At 71.0% G+C, this 20120-nt stretch carries 13 protein-coding genes, 1 tRNA gene and 2 pseudogenes; 12 read left to right on the top strand and 4 right to left on the bottom strand.

Going from position 1 to position 20120, the window contains the following annotated elements; translation table 11 throughout:
- Positions 1–139: 139 nt before the first annotated feature.
- Together AB0P06_RS35290 and AB0P06_RS35285 are read right to left on the bottom strand one after the other, a co-directional pair.
- A complete protein-coding gene (locus tag AB0P06_RS35290; protein WP_363614813.1) occupies positions 140–850 on the bottom strand; it encodes a hypothetical protein in 711 nt (236 codons plus the stop codon).
- 222 nt (positions 851–1072) lie between these two features.
- Positions 1073–1918 (bottom strand): hypothetical protein, encoded by an 846-nt coding sequence (locus AB0P06_RS35285; RefSeq protein ID WP_363614809.1) that lies wholly within the window; start codon positions 1916–1918, stop codon positions 1073–1075.
- Positions 1919–2630: 712 nt separating this feature from the next.
- On the opposite strand from AB0P06_RS35285, the gene AB0P06_RS35280 reads away from it, so the two are divergent.
- From AB0P06_RS35280 to AB0P06_RS35230, 11 genes and pseudogenes are all read left to right on the top strand, one after another.
- Complete coding sequence (locus AB0P06_RS35280) at positions 2631–3440, top strand: transglycosylase family protein (RefSeq protein ID WP_363614807.1); 810 nt, start codon at positions 2631–2633, stop codon at positions 3438–3440.
- A 348-nt stretch (positions 3441–3788) separates the two neighbouring features.
- Positions 3789–4421 (top strand): alpha-ketoglutarate-dependent dioxygenase AlkB, encoded by a 633-nt coding sequence (locus tag AB0P06_RS35275; protein ID WP_363614811.1) that lies wholly within the window; start codon positions 3789–3791, stop codon positions 4419–4421.
- Between the two features lie 230 nt (positions 4422–4651).
- Positions 4652–5512: an acyl-CoA thioesterase II gene (locus AB0P06_RS35270; RefSeq protein WP_363614805.1), complete on the top strand. Its 861-nt coding sequence runs from the start codon at positions 4652–4654 to the stop codon at positions 5510–5512.
- Positions 5513–5737: 225 nt separating this feature from the next.
- The gene (locus tag AB0P06_RS35265; RefSeq protein ID WP_363614803.1) at positions 5738–6529 is read left to right on the top strand and encodes a DUF1684 domain-containing protein; all 792 of its coding nucleotides are present in this window, start codon (positions 5738–5740) and stop codon (positions 6527–6529) included.
- A 288-nt stretch (positions 6530–6817) separates the two neighbouring features.
- The gene (locus AB0P06_RS35260; protein WP_363614801.1) at positions 6818–8092 is read left to right on the top strand and encodes an MFS transporter; all 1275 of its coding nucleotides are present in this window, start codon (positions 6818–6820) and stop codon (positions 8090–8092) included.
- Between the two features lie 155 nt (positions 8093–8247).
- Positions 8248–8321: transfer RNA gene (locus tag AB0P06_RS35255), tRNA-Pro, on the top strand.
- Between the two features lie 1577 nt (positions 8322–9898).
- Positions 9899–10060 carry a hypothetical protein gene (locus AB0P06_RS35250; protein WP_158707026.1) on the top strand — a complete coding sequence of 54 codons (162 nt, stop codon included), beginning with the start codon at positions 9899–9901 and terminating at the stop codon, positions 10058–10060.
- 134 nt (positions 10061–10194) lie between these two features.
- A complete protein-coding gene (locus tag AB0P06_RS35245; RefSeq protein WP_363614798.1) occupies positions 10195–13545 on the top strand; it encodes a hypothetical protein in 3351 nt (1116 codons plus the stop codon).
- A gap of 322 nt (positions 13546–13867) precedes the next feature.
- Positions 13868–14698 (top strand): annotated as a pseudogene (locus AB0P06_RS35240) (IS256 family transposase); the annotation flags it as partial.
- A gap of 42 nt (positions 14699–14740) precedes the next feature.
- Positions 14741–16846 carry an ISAzo13 family transposase gene (locus AB0P06_RS35235; RefSeq protein WP_363614796.1) on the top strand — a complete coding sequence of 702 codons (2106 nt, stop codon included), beginning with the start codon at positions 14741–14743 and terminating at the stop codon, positions 16844–16846.
- Between the two features lie 3 nt (positions 16847–16849).
- Positions 16850–17308, top strand: a pseudogene (locus AB0P06_RS35230) (transposase); the annotation flags it as partial.
- 449 nt (positions 17309–17757) lie between these two features.
- On the opposite strand, the gene AB0P06_RS35225 reads toward AB0P06_RS35230, so the two are convergent.
- The gene (locus AB0P06_RS35225) at positions 17758–18039 is read right to left on the bottom strand and encodes a MerR family transcriptional regulator (protein ID WP_209415364.1); all 282 of its coding nucleotides are present in this window, start codon (positions 18037–18039) and stop codon (positions 17758–17760) included.
- Between the two features lie 1178 nt (positions 18040–19217).
- Here AB0P06_RS35225 and AB0P06_RS35220 point away from each other — a divergent pair.
- Positions 19218–19442, top strand: a complete 225-nt coding sequence (locus AB0P06_RS35220) for a hypothetical protein (protein ID WP_354642932.1) — start codon at positions 19218–19220, stop codon at positions 19440–19442.
- Positions 19443–19469: 27 nt separating this feature from the next.
- Here AB0P06_RS35220 and AB0P06_RS35215 read toward each other — a convergent pair whose 3' ends face one another.
- Positions 19470–19751 carry a hypothetical protein gene (locus tag AB0P06_RS35215; protein ID WP_363614794.1) on the bottom strand — a complete coding sequence of 94 codons (282 nt, stop codon included), beginning with the start codon at positions 19749–19751 and terminating at the stop codon, positions 19470–19472.
- Positions 19752–20120: the final 369 nt, after the last annotated feature.

Genomic DNA, 20120 nt, shown 5'->3' with positions numbered 1-20120 from the left:
CAAGACGCTCGGCTGGAATACCCCAGCCGAGCGTCTACGTGATCTACTCACCACCTAAAACCAAGTGGTGTTGCGACGACCCCTTGAACCCAAGCGGTGCGGGGCCCTTGTGCGTGCGGGGGTGGGGGGAGGGCGGGGGTCAGTGCTGGTCGCTGCCGCGGCCCGGGGGGAGGGAGAGCAGGTTGCGGTGCCGTCCGCCGGTGCTCTGGCGGGTGGTGGTCTGGGGGGCGGTGTTCTCTCCGGGAGTGGTGGTGCCGTTGTCGGTGCCGGGACCGAGGGCCGGTGCGGGCGCCGGCGGCGGCGCGGGCATCGGGTGCGGGACCGGCCCGAGGTAGCCGGCGGCCACCCAGCCCTGGCCGTTGGTGAAGTGGGAGGCGGGCTGGGCGGGGGATGCGTCCTGGTGGCCGTTCGGGGTGTGCCGGTTGTTGTGATCGGCGCGACCGCCCTGGTTGGCGTGGTTGGGATGGCCGGCCGGGGCGGTGTGGCCGCCGCTGTCGCCGGTGGGGTCTCCGGAGGCGCCGAGGGAACCGTGCCCGCCGACCGGGTCGCCCTGGCCGCCGTGGTGGGTGTGGCCGGCCGCCCCGGAGCCGTTCTGCTGGCTCGGCATGAACTGGGGAATGCCGGCGGCCTGCCCGGCGTAGGTGTGGAACGCCTGGTGCTGCGGCGGGTACGGGCGAGGGTCGGCGAGTACCGGGTAGCCGTCCCGGACCGCGAAGCCGGCGAACTTCAGGTTCTCCTCGCCGGAGCGGTCGCCCGGCAGCGCCCGGAACAGACGCCGGTACTCGGAGTACAGCTCGTCGTAGATCGGTGTCGCCGAGTGCGGGTGCTCCGCGTCGTACGACGGGCGCATGCCCGGGATCGCGCGGGGAGCACTGGGGGACCGGCGGTGGGATGCGGGGACGTCGTAGCTGTACACGTAGGGGCCAACGAGTGAGAGCGGCAGGGGATGCGGGGTTGCACCGCCCCGGGAGCGCGGTCAGGGCGCCTGGGGCGGTGCGGAGACGCGGGGTGCCGCGGCGTTCGCGCCGTCGGCGCGCGGCACCTCGGCATGCGGGGCGGCGAAGGGGACGGCTCAGGTGCCGGCGAGCGGGAGCGAGGCGGCGACCACCTGGCCCAGCGCCACGGCGCGTTCGAGCGCCTGGCGGAGCAGGTCCTCGCGGGGCTGACGGCCGACCATGCCCGCGGGAACGGCGTACATCGTCACCTCGGCGAGCTGGTTCGCCGCGAACCGCCATGCGTCGGTGACCTGGAGCGGCTGGTGCGCCTGCCACCAGCCGGTGCTGCCGCCGGCGGCAGCGGGCTGGAGAATCGCGTGCAGCTTGCCCATCGCCACCAGCACGGACCAGCCGGGCAGTTGGTCCGGTGTCTTGTCGAGATCGGTGACGAGCTGGAAGCCCGCGTCCTGGAGGAGGTCCAGGAACTCGTCCGTGCCCGAGGTGTTGCCCGGCCGGCCGACCGGCCCGGTCGGCTCGACCACCAACGAGGCGTGGCCGGCGTCGCCGTGCAGGATCAGCCCGCAGGTGATGCCCAGGACGGCGGCCTGGCCCGCCGCGCTGGGCGTGGTGGGGGCCGGGGCGGGTGCGGCGGGGGCCGGAATCGAGGCGGAGGGGGCCGCCGGGGCCGCCGCGGGTGCGTCGGCCTGGGCCTGGCTGATGCTGCGCACCGCGCCGACCAACTGCTCCTCGGAGACCGGCACCACCTGCGAGGGGATGCAGCGGGCGTGGGCGAAGGCGAGCACCGCCGTCTCCTCGCCCACGAACAGCACGGTGCTGGTGGGCTCCTGGAACGAGTCGCCGGGGGTGCGGCAGGAGGTGCACTCGTAGCTGTCGGGGGCGTGGGCGCCGCCGAGTAGGCGGTCGGCCTCGTCGTCGCCGATCTCGGATCGGACCTCGTCGCTGACGTTGAGCATGCGCGGCACTGGGACTCCTCTGTGGGCTGTCGGGCTGTCGGGCTGTCGGGCTGTCGGGTACGTCGTGGGCGGGTGTGGGGTGTGGGGTGTGCGGTGGGGTGTGCGGTGGGGCGGGGTGGGACTGGGCGGAGTGAGGGGTGCCGGTGGGGCCGGCCTGGGGGTGGACGAAGGGGTGCCTCCGGCCGCCATTACCAACGGACCCCTGTGTCAGGGGTCACGGGTGGCCGGTGAGGGTGACGGGAATTGCCCGGGATTCGACCGCGCCGCGTGGTCGCCTGCTCGCAATGTGTCGATGTCGATGGTGGGAGTGCCGGAATGGAAATGTGGGGTGAGACACGTCCTGGCGATGTTTGATCTAGGAAACAGCGGCCAAATCGGACATTTGGGTCACCATTGCATGGTCGTTACCGCAGGTAACCCATGGCTGAGCTGGGCAGACCGTTGAGTGTTTGGTTTCCGTGACTACCGGCTCGTAGCTTCTTTGGCGGTGCAACGAGCACCACCCGGGTTCACCCCCGACGCACAGCCCGCCGGCTCAGCCCGGCGTCGGCAGTGCCCGCCGATGTGACCGCTCGAACAGGTCCCCGGTGTGTGGCGGGTGGCCAGGGGCGGCGCGGCACGTCCGACACGTGCCCGGCCGCCCGGCGGACGCGGTGAGCGAAATCGGCCCCTTCGAGGGTCTGGTTCCGCATGCCCGCCCGGGGCTGTCGAGAGGAACCTCATGACCTTCCGTAACGAGACCGCCGCTGCCACCCCCTCCACCGTCACCAAGCGCAACCGTGTTCGGATGGCCGTGGTGGCGGGCGCCGCTGTCGCGGCCCTGCCGGTGGCCGGCCTCGTCACGGCCACCTCGGCCTCCGCCGCGTCCGTCTCCACCTGGGACAAGGTCGCCCAGTGCGAGAGCGGTGGCAACTGGGCCATCAACACCGGCAACGGCTTCTACGGCGGTCTGCAGTTCACCTCCAGCACCTGGGCCGCCTTCGGTGGCACCGCGTACGCCTCGCAGGCCCACCTGGCCACCAAGGCGCAGCAGATCTCGGTCGCGGAGAAGGTCCTCGCCTCGCAGGGTCCGGGCGCCTGGCCCGTCTGCTCCGTCAAGGCCGGCCTGACCAAGGGCGGCGCCCCGGCCGCCGTCGACACCTCGGCCGGCTCGACCGCCGCGAAGCCGGCCGCCCCGGCCACCACCCCGGCGCCGAAGCCCGCGCAGGCCCCGAAGGCCACCGAGGCTCCCAGGGCCGCCGCTCCCAAGGCCACCGAGGCTCCCAAGGCCGCCGCCGCGCCGAAGGCCGCCGACTCCGCCCAGTCGTGGAAGTCCGACAACGCCGCGAAGTCCGCCCAGGCGGGCAAGGGCCGGGCCTCGAACAACGCCAAGCCGGTCACCGGTGGCACCTACACCGTCAAGGCGGGCGACACCCTGAGCTCGATCGCCGCCGCCAAGGGCGTCGACTGGCACACCCTGTACAACGACAACGCCAAGGTCATCGGCAGCAACCCCGACCTCATCCTCCCGGGCCAGACCCTCACCGTCTGATCTCCGGCGCGCGTCGTGGTTCCGTAGGCGCCGTCCTCGGTCCGCGTTGTTCCGACGGCCGCTTCTCCGCTGTGCGGGGGAGCGGCGGTCGGCGTTCCCGGCCGTGTCCGGGGCCGGGTTCCGGGTCGCGTCCCGTACCGGGGAGGGGCAGGTGCCCCGGTTTCACCGGTGCGCGAGGATGGTGGTGTGTCCCAGGGTGAACTCTTCGGCGAGCTCTCCGGCGAGCTCTCCGGCGAGCTGTTCGGTGCGGCTTCCGGCGGTGCTTCCGGCGGTGCTTCCGGTGGTGCTTCAGGAGCGGCCTCCGGCGAGCCTTCCGCGCGAGGGCGGTCCGAGCCCGCGCCCGGCGCCGTGCTCCTCCCCGGATGGCTCGACGCCGACGCCCAGCTCCGGCTGGTCGCCGCCTGCCGGGAGTGGGCCCGCCCGCCGGCCGGGATGCACACCGTCCGGATGCCGACCGGCGGCGTGATGTCCGTGCGGATGGTGAGCCTGGGCTGGCACTGGTACCCCTATGGGTATCGCCGCACCGCCGCCGACGGTACGCCCGTCAAGGCGTTCCCACCCGAACTCGGCCACCTCGCGCACCGGGCGGTCGCCGACGCGTACGGCGGGGAGGGCGAGCACGTTTCGGGCGTCGCGGGTATCGCGGGTGCCGGGGCGTACGAACCGGACATCGCCATCGTCAACCACTACCCGCACGGCGCGAAGATGGGTCTCCACCAGGACCGCGACGAGCGGGCCGACGCGCCGGTCGTCTCGCTGTCACTCGGTGACACCTGTGTCTTCCGGCTCGGCAACACCCGGACCCGCACCCGCCCGTGGACCGACCTGGAACTGCACAGCGGCGACCTGCTGGTCTTCGGCGGTCCGGCCCGCTACGCCTACCACGGCGTGGTCCGCACGCTGCCGGGCACGGCGGATCCGGCGCTCGGTCTCACCGGGCGGCTCAACATCACCATCCGTCAGTCCGGTCTGTTCGACTAGCTGGAGCCGTCCGGGGCTCCGGAGCCCGACCCCGAATCCTTGAGTCTCGAGTGCTTGAGTGCTCGAGTGCTCGAACCTCGTTCGAGTGAATCCGTCGAGGGCGCTCCGGTGTGCGGGAATTCCCGGGCCCTCCGGAGAATTCGACTGGGCTGGAGAATTCGATAGAACGGGCGCCGGCAGCCGGACGGAAGATCTCCGTCCGGGCCGGGTGTCCGGAGAGGAACGCACGCATGGGTACCCCCGTCGACGAACTCGTCGAACTGCTGGACCTTGAGCAGATCGAACTGAACATCTTCCGCGGGCGCAGCCCCGAGGAGGCGCTCCAGCGCACGTTCGGTGGCCAGGTGGCCGGCCAGGCGCTGGTCGCGGCGGGGCGCACGGTGGACGGCGACCGCCCCGTCCACTCCCTGCACGCCTACTTCCTGCGCCCCGGTGTGCCCGGCGTGCCGATCGTCTACCAGGTCGACCGGCTGCGCGACGGCCGCTCCTTCACCACCCGCCGGGTGCTCGCCATCCAGGGCGGCCGTTCGATCTTCGCCCTCACCGCCGACTTCCACCTCCCCGAGCAGGGCGGCATCGAGCACCAGTACCCGATGCCCGCCGTGCCGGCCCCCGAGAGCCTGCCCAGCGCGCTGGACGAGGTCGGCTCGCGGCTCGGCGAGCTGCCCCCGTTCATCAGCCGCCGGCAGCCCTTCGACATCCGGTACGTCGACCGGCTGCGCTGGACGAAGGAGGAGCTGGCCGGTGTCGAGGCCCGCAGCGGGGTCTGGCTGCGGACCAACGGCTCCCTGCCCGACGACCCGCTGATCCACGTCTGCGCCCTCACCTACGCGAGCGACATGACGCTGCTGGACGCGGTCCGGGCCCCCGTCGAGCCGCTCTGGGGCACGCGGCACTTCGACATGGCCTCGCTCGACCACGCGATGTGGTTCCACCAGCCGTTCCGGACGGACGACTGGCTGCTCTACCAGCAGGAGTCCCCGATAGCCCGCGGCGCCCGCGGTCTGGCGCGCGGGCAGATCTTCGACCGCCGCGGGCAGCTGGTGGTGTCGGTGGTGCAGGAGGGGCTGTTCCGGCCGCTGAAGGGCTGACACCGCAGGGTCGGTCGGGGGGCTGTCCGGGCCGGTCGAAGGCCGGTCGGGCCGGGGTGGTGGCCGTGGGGGCTGCCCGGCGTCGGCCGGTCCGGCTCCACGGGGTTCCGGATGCGGGAATGATCCACCCCGGGTGTCGGCGTTGATGCTGTTGACGGACTTGATGCTGGTGACGGACAAGGGATGGCCCGGGCGGGTCACGGACCGGAGTGGGAGGGCGTTTCGATGACGGCGACAGCCGCGGAGGAATGGAAGCACTGGAGCGACAGCCGAGCGGCGTCGGTGAGCGCGCCGCACGGGCAGCTGGCGCTGACCGGCACGCACTGGCTGGAGCCCGAGCCCGCCGGGATACCCGGCCTGCCCGGCCGCTGGTGGGCCGATGCCGAGGGCGTCCGGGTGCGGGCCGAGGCGGGTGACGGCATCACGGTCGCGGGAGCGTCGGCTCCCGTCGACGGTGAGGCGCTGCTCCGTCCGGACACCGACCCGGCCGGCGACACCGCCTCCCTGGGCGAGCTGCGGCTCGTGCCGATCGAGCGCGAGGGCGAGCTGGCCCTGCGCGTCTTCGACCCGGCCGCCCCGCGCCGGGTGTCCTTCGCAGGGATCTCCGCGTACCCCTACTCCCCGGAGTGGGCCGTCCCGGCGGTCTTCACGCCGTTCGAGGGCGACGGTGGGCAGGCCGTCCTCGTCCCCAACGCGGACGGCAAGGAGCGGCCGCTGGCTGTCGTCGGCCAGATCGCGTTCACCGTCGCGGGGGAGCACCGCACCCTGACGGTGAGTGGTTCCGGCGGCGGGCTCAGCGGTGTCATCGCGGACGCGACCAGCGGCACGGACACCTACCGCTTCCGCTTCATCACCCTCCCCGCCCCCGATGCCGACGGCCGCACGGTGCTCGACCTCAACCGGGCCTACCTGCCGCCGTGCGCCTTCGCCGACCACTTCATCTGCCCCTTCCCGCCGCCCGGCAACCGCCTGGACTTCGCGGTCGAGGCGGGGGAGAAGCACGTCCTGACGCGGTAGTCCGCGGGTCCGCGTCCGCGGGTCAGCTTCCGTAGGTCCGCTTCCGTGGATTCGCGCCGCCCACCGGCCCGGTGGGCGGCGGTGGGCTTCCGGCGCTTTCCAGCGGGTTTCCCCGGAGTTTTCCGCTGGGCGGGGTGCCCGCGCGGGCCGGGAGCCGACTGGTGGGTACCCCGGTGGGCGGGGCGTCGGCGGACGGGTCGAACATGGGTGGCTGTGTCGACCAATCATCCTGCCAATTCGCCCTCGGCCGCTCCTCCGATCCCTCCTGCGTCGGCGCCTCCCTCGCCGGTGCCTCCTGCGTCGGTCTCTGCCAGCCCCGCCCCACCCGCTCCCTGGTACCGGCGGGCCTTCGCCGACCTCAGCCCGCTCCGCGAGAACGCCGACTACCGGCGGGTCTGGTTCGGTCAGGCGGTCTCGTCGATCGGCCAGCAGATGACGGCCGTCGCCGTCGCCGTCCAGGTCTACGATCTGACCGGCTCCAGCTTCGCCACCGGTCTGGTCGGCCTCTTCTCCCTCTTCCCGCTGATCGCCTTCGGCCTCTACGGCGGCGCGATCGCCGACAGCGTCGACCGCCGCCGCCTCGGGCTCATCGGCTCGGCCGGCCTCGCCGCCGTCTCCGCCCTCCTGGCCGCCCAGTCGCTGGCCGGCCTCGGCCAGGTCGCCGTCCTGTACGCCGCCGTCGCCGTCCAGGCCGGCTTCTTCGCGCTCAGCTCGCCCGCCCGTTCGGCGATGATCCCGCGTCTCGTCCCGAGCCACCAGCTCCCCGCCGCGAACGCCCTGAACACCGTCAGCATGAACCTCGGCCTCACCGTCGGCCCCATGCTCGGCGGCGTCCTCATCGGCGCCTACGGCGCCCAGGCGGCCTACCTGGTCGACACCGTCGCCTTCGCGGCGACCATCTACGCGATGTGGCGCCTGCCCGCCATGCTCCCGCTCGGCGACCGCAAGGGCCGGGCCTCCGTCCTCGACGGCCTGCGCTTCCTGCGCGAACAGCCCAACATGCGCACCAGCTTCCTCGCCGACCTGGCCGCGATGGTCTTCGGCATGCCGCGCGCCCTCTTCCCCGCCATCGCGGTCACCTTCTACGGCGGCGACGCCCGCACCGTCGGCCTCCTCGTCTCCGCACCTGCGGTCGGCGCCCTGATCGGCGCCCTCTTCTCCGGCTGGGTCGGCCGGGTCAACCGCCAGGGCGTCGCCATCCTCGTCTCCGTCGTCGCCTGGGGCCTCGCCATCGCGGCCTTCGGCCTGGTCCGCAACCTCTGGCTCGGCCTCCTCCTGCTCGCCGTCGCCGGCTGCGCCGACACCGTCAGCATGATCTTCCGCAACACGATGATGCAGGTCGCCGCCCCCGACGAGATGCGCGGCCGCCTCCAGGGCATCTTCATCGTCATCGTCGCCGGGGGCCCCCGACTCGGCGACTTCGAGTCCGGCGCCGTGGCCTCCCTCACCAGCCCCGCCACCTCCGTCATCAGCGGCGGCCTCGCCTGCGTCGCAGCCGTCCTCCTCCTCGCCGCCCGCCGCCCCGCCTTCCTCGCCTACGACGCCCGCCACCCCACCCCCTGACCCCACGACCCACCCCACCCCCCGCCACCCGCAAACCTGGCAGCGAGCACCCCCCGACGTGCTGTATTGTTTTCCACGTCGCCGGGACACCGGAGACAAGGTCGAGAAGCCCCACAGCAGAGCCCCCCAGGCCCCGCTGCAAGGCGCCGAGACCACGGGACGTGGCGCAGCTTGGTAGCGCACTTGACTGGGGGTCAAGGGGTCGCAGGTTCAAATCCTGTCGTCCCGACAGTGATGTCGGAAGGCCGTTGGCCGGGAGAAATCCCAGGTCGGCGGCCTTTTTGTTGATGGTCCGACAGATGGTCCACGGTACTGGGCGGCCGGTTCGTGATCTTGCTGGGGACCAGTCGGGGACCAGTGAGTCGGCGAAGCCAGGACCCGCCGCGGCTCACCATGGTCCTGGGAACGCGCGCATTGGGGCTTTCGGATCTTGCCGCATCAGCGTGCACCGTTGGGCGCCCGACGGGTGTGCCGCCGACGCAGGCCCAGGCCGCCAGCGCGGTGACCAGCTCTCCTTGGGCTCAGGAGCTTTGCGTGGTAGATCGCGTTTGCCCCGGGCGAACGGCAAGTGCGGCGCCGGTACCACTTGCGCCGCAGGGTGGCCATTTGCACTGGCAGTTGGCCAGCTTGGCGACTTGCCCGGTCGGCCTTGGAATCAGCGCTGTCGCCGGCCAGCCCCGGGCTTGCGGGCAACACCGGGTAGGTGCGTGCCGATTGCCGAGGCGCGCGCCGTCAGTTGCCCTCTCGGAGTCAGCGCGCCGAAGGCGTACGCTGACTCTCTGTCAGGAGCGGCGACAAAAGGTCGGCTGGGGGCGGATTGATGCTGACGTGGATCGAGGCCGTGGTTGCTGGGGCGGGCGGTGGACTGATCGCCGAAGCGGTCATCACCTACGGACGTCTGCGCAGCTGGCAAGAGGCACGACATGCGGCACGAGCGACCGAGGACCCGCTCCCGCCGCTCGGTAGGTTCGTCGATCCACTGGCAGACTCGCTCGCCGCACTCGTGCGCGTGGCGCTGGGAGGCGCGGCCGGGTGGCTGCTCCATACCGAGGTCACCGGCATCTACGCGGCGGTGACTGTGGGAGCCTCCGCCCCTGCACTATTGGCCCAGATCGGTCGGGCGACCACGCCGACCCAAGCTGTCCGCAGGCCTGGCGAAGCGGTGCCGGACGCGCCTCCGGCCCCAGCGGACCACGGAGGGGCGCCTCCCGTTCCGAGGGAGGCGTCGTGATGGCCGCAGACTCGGTCGCCCGGCGCTCCTGGCGCTCGTTCACCGGCGGCACGGTCGCCCACCGTCCCCTGGCAGGGGCCCGCGCCCGCGAGGGGTATACGCTGCGGCAGCGGCTCTGGGCCTCGTTCATCGGAGCGGACCTGCCCGCCGGACCGCTCGTCGCCGGGTCTGTCTCCCCGGGGGAACCGGCTGGAAACCGGAATCCGGATTCTAAGGCTGCGCGCGATCGGTCACGCTCCCGGCCGATTGCTCCGGGTTGGTTTTCTCTCCCGCAGCTTCCGCAGGCCGGCGGCCTGGCCGCTGCGGGAGGAGACACCCTGCTGTTGGAGGCAGCCTCCCCGGATGGCACCGCCCGGTTCCTCGTGCGCAGCCATGGGAACTTCCCCCCTGGGTACAGCCTGGAACTCGTCGTGCACGGAGTTGAGGGCACCGTGCCACTGATGACGGTGGTCGAGTACTCGAGCCTGGTCGGTCCTGAGCAGGTGTTGCTCGTACCCGTGGCTCGGGGGCGTTTCGGACCTGCCGCCTCGTACGTCCGGCTCCCGGGCTTCGGCGGGGAGGGATGGAGGGCCTCCGTGACGGCTCCGGTGGGTCCGGACAGTACGTGGGACGGCGCGACGGTCGCACTGTCGGTCGGCGCAGCGCTCAATGATGCGACCCGTGATACCTGGCGCCAGGTACGGGCGCTGATCACGGATGTTGGTCTTCGTCGCGTCATCGACCAGGAGCTGCGGTGACCGGGGCAGGGGGACCGGGGCAGCGCGCGAGTACCCGGGATCCAGCCCCCTCGGACGCTGTGGCGACGCGCCGAACCAGCGGGTGCTGGCGGGGGGCCCGTGTCGGCTCCACGGCTCGGAGTACGGTCGAGGGTGTGCTGGAGCGGGCATCCGGCCCGCAGGCCGCAGTCCGGGAGCTGCTCGGCGAGTCGGCGTTGTGGTGGAACTGCTGCAGCGAGGGGGTTCGGGACGATCCGGTATGGCTCGCCGGTCGTGGCTGCGAAGAACTGCACGCCTGGCTCGGGGCGACCGCATCGGACCAAGAGCACGCTGCTGTGATGCGAGCCGATCACCCCCTCCTCCTGGCCAGGGCGCTCGTCGCGGCCAAAGGCGGCGCCGAGGAGCACGACGTTGCACTCCTGCAACTGCTCAGGGCATGGGAGGGCGGCGGGCTGCTGTGCTCCGAGGTCGATCCCGGACCCGCACGGCCGTCCGGCAAGGAACTCGCCGGACTCTCACCCCGTCTCGCCGGCGGAATCGACGGCCTCCTGCAACGGAGCCAGCAGCTGCGCAATGCTGCGACTCCGGGCGGGCCGTCGTCCGCTGCCGAGGGACTTCTGGTGATCGCCGCGCTCATGATGGCGGGCATCGCACCGCGCAAGCGCGCTGTGGTCCGCGTCCCGGTGGTCTTCAGTCGCTCATCCGGACGGAGTGGAGAGGCCCCGTCCGCCGAGGGCGTCACCGGCGTTCTGGAACTGCGCGAGTTCCCTCCGGGACCGGCGGGACTGTATCCCGACCCTCGAACGATGGACGGGGTGCGCAGCCCGAACGGCCAGTTCGCCGCAGCGCTGGGCGACGCTTGGCGTCTGGCGGGTTCACAACGCGAAGGCCGCTGCGTGGTGTGGCGGATCGTTCTGTCCGACGAACCCACGGCTCCGGACCGGATCGAGGGACCCTCGCTCGGTGTGGCCTTCGCGCTCGGACTCCGGGCCCTGCTCCGGCACCGGCCGGGTGTGGGCTGGCTCCGCGACGTCTTCTACGGACTGCGCCCGCGCACCGCGCTCACCGGTGCCCTTGATGCGGACGGTCATTTGCTCAGGGTCGCCGGTTTGGACGCCAAGCTGCTCGCCGCGCGCCGCAAGGGCCTTCGCCTGGTGGCGCCTGAGGCGAACCGGCTCGAGGTCTTAGGCGCCGCTCCCCGTCCCGGTGATGTGAGGTTCGCTGCCACCCTGCGCGAAGCCGACCGGTACGCCCGGCAGTTCCGTACCGGTCGCATCGCCGTCTCGGCGCTCGTCCTCGCTGCCGTTACGGCCGGGGTGTTCGCCCTCCACCAGCGCGACCTGGCACAAGTAGGTCGGCAAAGCGCCCTGGTCAGCCAGGTCTCGGCCCGAGCGGATCAGCTCCGCGCCACTGACCCCTCGCTCGCGGCCAGGGTAGACATCGAGGCGTACCGCCTCAGCCCCACCGGGGATCACTACGCGCGCTTGCTCGAAGACGCGAACAAGCCGCTGTCCACCGTTCTGAGCGACTTTCCCGGCAGCGTCCTTGCAATGACGTTCAGCCCCGACGGCCGTACTCTCGCCGCCGTGGGCTCCGACGGAGCCAAGGGTGTCCTGGGCCTGTGGGACATGGCGAACCCCGCGCACCCCACGCTGTTCGGCGAGGCTGTCCGGGTCCGCAACGGGGTCAGCCAAGTCAGGTTCAGCCCTGACGGACGGACACTCGCGACCGCCGGCGTCAACACCGTCGACACGGTGCAGTTGTGGGACGTGACGGACCGGGCGCGTCCCCACGGACTCGGCGAGCCCCTCGCCGGCACTCCGATGGGCCCGCTGCAGTTCAGCCCTGACGGACGCATCCTCGCCACCGGCAGCAGGAAGGTCGAGGACGAGCAGCTGTGGGACGTGACCGACCCCACGCACCCGGCGCCGCTGGGTCCGCCCCTCCGGCATACCTCGGCGGTGAACACGGTGGCGTTCAGCCCTGACAGCCGCACCCTCGCCACCTCCTCCGTGGAGGACGGGGTACGCCTGTGGAACGTCGCGGACCCCGCCCGTACTGTGCCGCTCGACAAGATCTGGACCAGTGCCAGCTCGCTGACGTTCGGGCCGGACGGCCGCACGCTTGCCGCCTCCGATCACGGAAGCGTGCGCCTGCTGAACGTGGCCGATCCAGCCCACGTGGTCGCGGTGGGCAGAGCACTGACAGGCTCCGCCAGCGTTGGCTCCATAGCGTTCAGCCCGGACGGACACATCCTCGCCACCACCTTCGCGGACCACACCGTGGGGCTGTGGAACGCCGCCGACCCCGCACGTTCCACGTCCCTCGCCCCGCCCCTGGCCGGCCACACCGCCGCCATCTACTCCGTGGCGTTCGGCCCCGACGGGCACACCGTTGCTACCGCATCCGAGGACCGCACCGTACGGCTGTGGCACCTGCCCACCGCCCTGCTGACCGGCCACACCGACATCGTCACGGAAACGCTGTTCGGCGCAGGAGGGCGCCTTCTCGCCACCGCCTCCACCGACCTCACCGTACGGTTGTGGAACACCGCGGACCCGGCCAGCCCCACTCCTCTCGGCCGGATCCAGGATTCCGACAGCACCATCACATCGATGGCCCTCAGCACCGACGGACGTGTTCTCGCCACCAGTGTCTACGGCGACAAGCGCGTGACCCTCTGGAATCTGGCAGAACCCGCCCGTCCCACCGTGGCCGCCCGGATCACGAACTTCTCCGCTGGCGTCAGCACGGTGGCGTTCAGCCCCGACGGACGCATTCTCGCCACTGCGACCTCCACCGGCATCAGTGGCGGCGACAACAGTGTGAGGCTGTGGGACGTGTCGGACCTGACCGGGGTCCGCCTGCGCGGCCAGCTGCCGACCGGCGCCGTGACTGTGGGCGGTACGATCGCGTTCAGCCCCGATGGACGTACCCTCGCCGTCTCCGGCCGCTACGTCAACGACACGACGCAGTTGTGGGACGTGACCGATCCGGACCGTCCGGCCCGATCCGGACCGCCTCTCAACGGGGGCTCTATCTCGCTGGCGTTCAGCCCGGACGGCCGGACCCTTGTCACCACCACCTCCACGGGCGTCACCGACGGTACGGTCCGGTTGTGGAACGTCTCCGACCATTCCCGCCCCGCCCTGCTCGGCCAACCGCTCAGCGGCTACACCAGCCCTGTCAGAGCAATGGCCTTCAGCCCCGACGGGCATGTCCTCGCCACCGCCGGAACCAGCGTGCGCCTGTGGCGCGTCACAGATCCGGCCCACCCGACCGCGATCGGCCAACCCATGGCCATCGCCGCTGCGGAGCTCACCTCCCTGGCGTTCACCCCGGACGGCAGCACCCTCGCCACCGCTGGCTACGACCACACGGTGCGGCTGTCGGCGCTGGGAGCGGCCCAGTCCGTCCGACAGATCTGCACGAGCACCAACACCCCGACTCGCCCGCAGTGGCAGCAGCATCTCCCCATGCTCCCCTACCACGACGCCTGCGGCTGACGGCGAATCCCGCAGGACAACGATCAGCTACCCATCCCTGGCACATCGTCCCGGGCGCCGAGAACCACCACCGCCCCCATCCAGGGAGCAATCAGGGAAATCTTTTGCCAGTCACATCCCCAAAGGCCGACCACTGGTGAAAGCCCTGGCCACCCATAGGTGAAACAGGCCCGTCGACCCCGACCGAAGCGTCCCAGCCGAAGCTTGGTCCAGAAGGTTGGAGAGGGGCAGAGCGTGTCCGAAAGATCGTGTAAGTCCGTGATGTGACAGCCTGGCCGGGGGCTCGGCCTCGGGTCCTCTGGCCAGGCGGGACGGACGAGTCATGGTGGATAAGGAACCGGTCGCCGCGGTGGCCGAGGATGCGTTGGTCGACGAGGTCGTCGGGCGGTTGATGGCCCGCGCCGATGCCTCAGGGGCGGCCCTGCTCGGTGAGGGCGGGTTGCTGACAGAGATCACCAGGGCCGTGCTGGAACGGGCCCTGGAAGCCGAGATGACCCAGCACCTCGGCTACGAGAAGTACGATCCCGAGGGCCGCGGGTCGGGCAACTCCCGCAACGGGACGTCACCCAAGACCGTGCTGACGGACGTCGGGGCGGTCACGCTGGCGGTGCCCAGGGATCGCAAGGGCGACTTCGAGCCGCAGCTGGTGCCGAAGAACTCGCGGCGGATGGCGGGCTTCAACGACCGCATCCTGTCCCTGTATGCGCGTGGTATGTCGGTGCGGGACATCCGCTCCCACCTGGCCCAGATCTACGGGGTCGAGGTCAGCCCGGACCTGATCAGCAAGGTCACTGACGCGGTCGTGGACGAGCTTGTGAGCTGGCAGAATCGGCCACTGGACGCGGTCTGGCCGATCATCTACATCGACGCCCTGTGGGTGAAGATCCGCTCCGGACCGGTGAGCTCGAAGCCCGTCTACCTTGCGGTCGGGGTCGACATGGACGGCCGCAAGGACGTGCTGGGCCTGTGGGTCGGCGCCGAGGGCGAGGGCGCCACCACCTGGATGGCGGTGCTGTCCGAACTGCGCAACCGCGGCGTCGAGGACGTGTGCATCGTCTGCTGCGACGGGTTGAAAGGCCTGCCGGAGGCGGTGACCGACACCTGGCCCCGCGCGACCGTGCAGACGTGCGTGATCCACCGTGAAGCCGTAAGGAAACAACACGTTGCTTCCCGGGAATTGTGTCGTTGATGTGGTATGCGCATACCCGAGGAGGCCCGCCTGCAGCTCGCTCAGCGCTTCGAGGTCCTGTTGCCGCACTTGAACGAGCGTCAGCGGCGCCTGGCGATGGCGACCGAGGCCCGGCTGCTCGGTCATGGTGGAGTGCGCCTGGTCGCGCGGACTGCCAAGGTCAGCGAGACCACCGTCCGCAGGGGCGTATTCGAACTCGAAGACGGTGCTGAGCCGCTCTCCGAGGGGCGAGTTCGGCACCCCGGTGGTGGGCGGATGCGGGCCGAAGCCGTCGACCCGTCCCTGGTGCCCGCGCTGCTGGGTCTGGTCGAGCCGGACGAGCGCGGCGATCCGATGTCGCCGTTGCGCTGGACGACGAAGTCGTTACGGCACCTGGCCGCCGAGCTGTCCCGGCAAGGACACCGGGTGACCGCGCCCACGGTGGGCCGGCTGCTGAAGGAGAACGGGTTCAGCCTGCAGGGCAACGCCAAGACCCTGGAAGGCGAGCAACATCCCGACCGCGACGCGCAGTTCCACTACATCAACGAGCAGGTCAAAGAGCACCAGGCCGCGGGCGAGCCGGTGATCAGCGTCGATTCGAAAAAGAAGGAGCAGGTGGGCCTGCTGCCCATGGCCGGGCAGGAGTGGCGGCCCAAGGGGGATCCGGTCCGGGTCGAGGACCACAGCTTCTTCGCCGGCCCGCACGTGGAGACGGCAGTCCCCTACGGGATCTACGACATGACCACGAACACCGGCTGGGTGAATGTCGGTGTCGACCACGACACCTCCGCGTTCGCGGTCGCCTCGATCCGCCGCTGGTGGCAGGCACGGGGCTCTCTCGACTACCCACGGGCGACGCGGCTGCTGATCACTGCGGACGCGGGCGGCTCGAACAGCTACCGCTACCGGCTGTGGAAGGCCGAACTGGCAGCGTTCGCCGCCGAATCCGGCCTGACGATCACGGTCTGCCACTTTCCTGCGGGGACAAGTAAATGGAACAAAATCGAGCACCGGCTGTTCTCGCACATCACCATGAACTGGCGCGGCAGGCCGCTGACCAGCCACGAGGTCGTCGTCAACACCATCGCCGCGACACGGACCCGGGCCGGGCTGCGTGTCGCGGCCGAGCTCGACACCGGCTCCTACCCGACCGGCATCCAGGTCAGCCGTGAACAATTGCAGGCTCTGCCGATCACCGCCCACGACCGGCACGGGAGATGGAACTACAGCATCGCACCGGCCGTCGGCGACGACCCGGCCCAGCCACCGCAGAGCGCCGACGAGCGTGCAGCCGCCCGTACGCAGACCCTGCAGCTGCTGGCCGATCCCCGTCTGACCAACATGACCGGCACGGAACTGGACGCGCTGCGGGCACGGCTCGCCCCCGACCAGGAAGCCCGACGTGAGCAACGCCGCTACGTCCTTCGCGGCGGCAGGCGCGTCGCCACCACTGGCCGCAACCGATCCCTGCTCTCGAACGCGGACGAGGTCCTGGTCACCGTGGTCTACCTGCGACAGGTCTGCCCGCAGAAGGTGCTGTGCGACCTGCTCGGCATCAACCCGGTCACCATCGGCCAGGCCATCAAGGCCACCCGACAACTCCTGGACGAGCACAAGATCACCATCACGCCGACTGTCGTCCGTTACTTCGCCCGTGCCCAGGACCTTCATGCCTTCGTCACTCAGGCCGCCCCGGATCAGCACCCGGTGGAACCGAGTCGCCGTGCGCTCACCGCCCCGGTGCTGACCGGCATGACCCGCGAAGCCTTGCACGGCCTGCTCGAAGAGCTGGTCGTCCCCTACGCGGCCGCGATCGAGGAGCGCCGGCATCGCCACCGCGGCGGCGACCGCCGTCCCGGCACTCGCGGCGGTGTGTTCCGCCAGAAGATCACTGACGGCGACCGCATCCTCGCCACGATCCTCCACCGGCGCCGCATCTGCGGCCTCGACACCCTCGCCGAACTGTTCGGCGTCTGCCGCAGCACCCTATGGAACGCGATCAACGACGTCCTACCCGTTCTCGACAACCACGGCCTGGCCATCTCTCCCGCCGAACGCCAATACGCCACCGCAGCCGATCTCCTGGCCTCGACACACGCCCACGACCCCGAAGACCACCATGTTGTTCTTTGACGGCTTCACCTGTTGCGCAACTCGTTCCGCTACACATCCAAGCGGGACTGGGCGGCCGTTGCCAAAGATCTCAAGCCCGTCTACACCGCGCCGAACGAGGCCGCCGCACTGGACCGCTTCGCCGAATTCGCCGCCGCCTGGGAGGCGAACTACCCGGCCGTGGTGCGACTGTGGGAGAGGGCCTGGCCGGAGATGGTCCCCTTCCTCGGATTCGACACCGAGATCCGGAAGATCATCTGCACCACCAACGCCATCGAGAGCCTCAACTCCCGCTACCGCAGAGCCGCCAGCGCCTGCGGCCACTTCCCCAACGAACAGGCAGCCCTCAAGCGCCTCTACCTTGCCACCCTCGCCCTCGACCCCACCGGACGCGGCCGGCAACGCTGGAGCAACCGCTGGCTCGGCGCCCTCAACGCCTTCGACATCGCATTCGACGGACGCCTGTCAGCCGGACGGGCGTGAGCCAACCGGCCCACCCTCACAGCAAGATCAACACCTAGGCCAACCGGGTGTCGTACACCGGAATCCTGACCCGCCACTGCGGCCGCCGCCATGCGTTCCCGCGGCCTGGCCGTGTGGCCGGTGGTGGACCACGACGGCCACGCCATCGGCCTGCTCAGCTTCTAGGCCCGGCGCGTCGGCGCCGACGCGCCGGCCATCGCGGTATCCGCCCGCAGCGCGCTTCGCCCCTACCAGCGGATGCGCCGGGCCGGTGCGGCCTCACGCGAACCTGGAATCCCCCTGCGCGGAAGCGGTCTGCGTGGTCCGCGCCGTGAGGCAGGGTGTCGGGCGGCCGGGCCGGTGGAGAAGGGTCGGCCGGCGAACCGGAACCGGGGGCTCGTGTCCCGGGCGGCCTGCGGTGAGCACCTGCTGCTCACCGCGGGCCGGTTTCGTCGGCCTGGATGGCTGGGTCAGGTGTCGGCGGAGGGTTCCTGGCCGTGTTGGGAGCGGCGGAGCTGCTCGTTGATGCGCAAGGCTTCCTCGAGTTGGTCTTCGAGGATGATGATGCGGCAGGCGGCGTCGATGGCGGTGCCCTGGTCGACGAGGTCGCGGGCGCGCATCGCGATCCGAAGCTGGTAACGGGAGTAGCGGCGGTGACCGCCGTCGGAGCGCAGGGGGGTGATGAGGCCCTGCTCGCCGAGCGAGCGCAGGAAGCCCGGGGTGGTTCCGGTCATCTCGGCGGCGCGGCCCATGGTGTAGGCGGGGTAGTCGTCATCGTCGAACGAGCTGACGGCGTCGGGGGTGTGGGGTCGGATGGTTGCCGTGGTCACTGCACCTCTTCTTGTTGTTGTGTCCGGGGACGCGCTGAGGGGCCCCGGGGCCGTTGCGGCTCCCGGGGCCCCGAAGGGTTTTACACCATCTGTCGGCCTGTGGCCGACTTCCTCATGTCCGCCTCGCCCCGGGGGAGGGGGCGTGCGGGGATCGCGTATGCGTGACCGGAAACCACCGTCCTTGCCTTGGGGTCTTCGGAATCCGCCCGGGTGATGCCTCACGGGCCGGGCGATCCTGATGGCGCTCTGTCCCCTCCGTTCATCCTCTGTACTGACCGATTACTGCGAACTGCGGGTACTTCCACTACCGGGTACTGCGACCTGCTCGGAACTGCGGTGCTGCTGGTACTGCGAACTGCGTGGTAGTGCCAACTACCCGGTGCTGCTGTGGCGGTCCTGGTGGTCCGCCGGTTCCGGCAGCCAGCCCCGTCGCCCGTCCTGCTCAACCGCTCGGCTTGGAACCCCACTGCCGGACTCCCAGCACGCGCGCCCGCAGTCTTGGGCGCCTTCACTGGGATACCGCGTACTGCGACTGCCGGTACTGCGCAACTCAACTTCACCTGCTGGTAATGCACTTACCGAACTGCGGTACCGCTCGGTGGTGGCCCCTGATACCTGCGGGCCGCCCGGCCCGGTCGCCAGTCCCGTCGCCGTCCTGCACCTGCTGTGGCTCCGGAACTCCGCTACCGCGCCGTCTTTTGCGTCACCTTCTTCACGCCCACCTGCCCGGCGCGTCTTTTGAACTGCGGTACTGCTGGGTGGTGGCCCCTGATACCTGCGGGCCGCCCGGCCCGGCCACCGGTCCTGTCGCCTTACTGCACCATCCCTGGCTTCAGGGCCCTGCAACCGTGCCGACCTGCGAACTTCTTTCCTGCTGCCCGCCAGTTCGTGTCTGGCGGGTACCGCTTGACCTCGTCTACGAGAGAAACACTAACCACGGTGTGCGGCAATGTCTACTCCAACGGGCATAGATTTTGCGGTGTCGGTCGGGGAGGTAGTCTTCGCCCCGCGCAGGGCGGGGCGGCCGGTCGCCGCAGCCGCGCCAGGACGGAGGACGCCGCGTCCGGCGGCCACGACGATGAACGAACGGGAGGCGAGCGGTGGAAGGGCAGCAGGCCGCGCGGCAGGTGCGCACCCCCGACCCCGATACCCAGGTGTCGCTGGCGGCGGCCATCGCCGAAGCTGTCCGCGACCGCGACGAGCGGGTCCTGCGCCGGCTTCTGGCCCGCTTCGCCGAGCAGGCCGCCCTCACCGACCTGCCCGCCCTGCGCGACGCCATCGACACCACCGGGCAGCACGGCGACCGCCCGCCGGGAACCCGTTAGGCCGAGCCGGCCCGCCGCGCTCCCGGATCAGAAGGCGCGGGCGGCGGCGTCGCAGGTCAGGCAGACGTACCCGGCCCAGCGCGGCGGATACCAGTTCTGTCCGGGCCGCTGCGGGCTCCACCGGTCGACCACCATGGACGAGGTGTCCATTCCGCACGCGGTCAGCGCCCTCGGGCCGCCGGTGGCCTTCGGCTCCGATGGTGCGGCGTGTACCCGCCGCACCGACATGGCATCGACCTGGTCGTCGCCGATCCCCAGGACGAGGGTGTCCAGTGGCTCGACCAGGTCCAGCAGAACCACGATGCCCATGGGGCAACCGTGCGCGCGCCCGGCCGCGAACGCGACCGCACCGGGGCGCGGGGTGGTCGGCGGTGGACCACGCCGGCCACCCCGCGCGCGGCTCGCCGCGCCGAGGTGGCGTTCATCGGTGTCACTGAGGGGCGCCCCGGGGCGGCGCACCAAGGCCCGGTGTGCGGGAAGGGGGTCCCGGTCGCGCCCCGGGGTCAGGTGGTGATGGCCTCGCGTTCGGCCCTGGCCGTGATGGTGATCTCGCGGGGGTGGGCCTTCTTGCACAGTTCGAGAACTGAGAGAGCGGTTTGTGAGTGTTTGACTGGTTCTGGTGTCACCTGATGGTGTGAGTGTGGACTGGAGTTCGCTCGCTCGGCGCCGCTGCTCTGC

The organism is Kitasatospora sp. NPDC088351 (assembly GCF_040685575.1).
Taxonomy (GTDB): Bacteria; Actinomycetota; Actinomycetes; order Streptomycetales; family Streptomycetaceae; genus Kitasatospora.
Note: the sequence above shows the minus strand (reverse complement) of the source record. Positions and strands in the feature narration are given on the sequence as shown.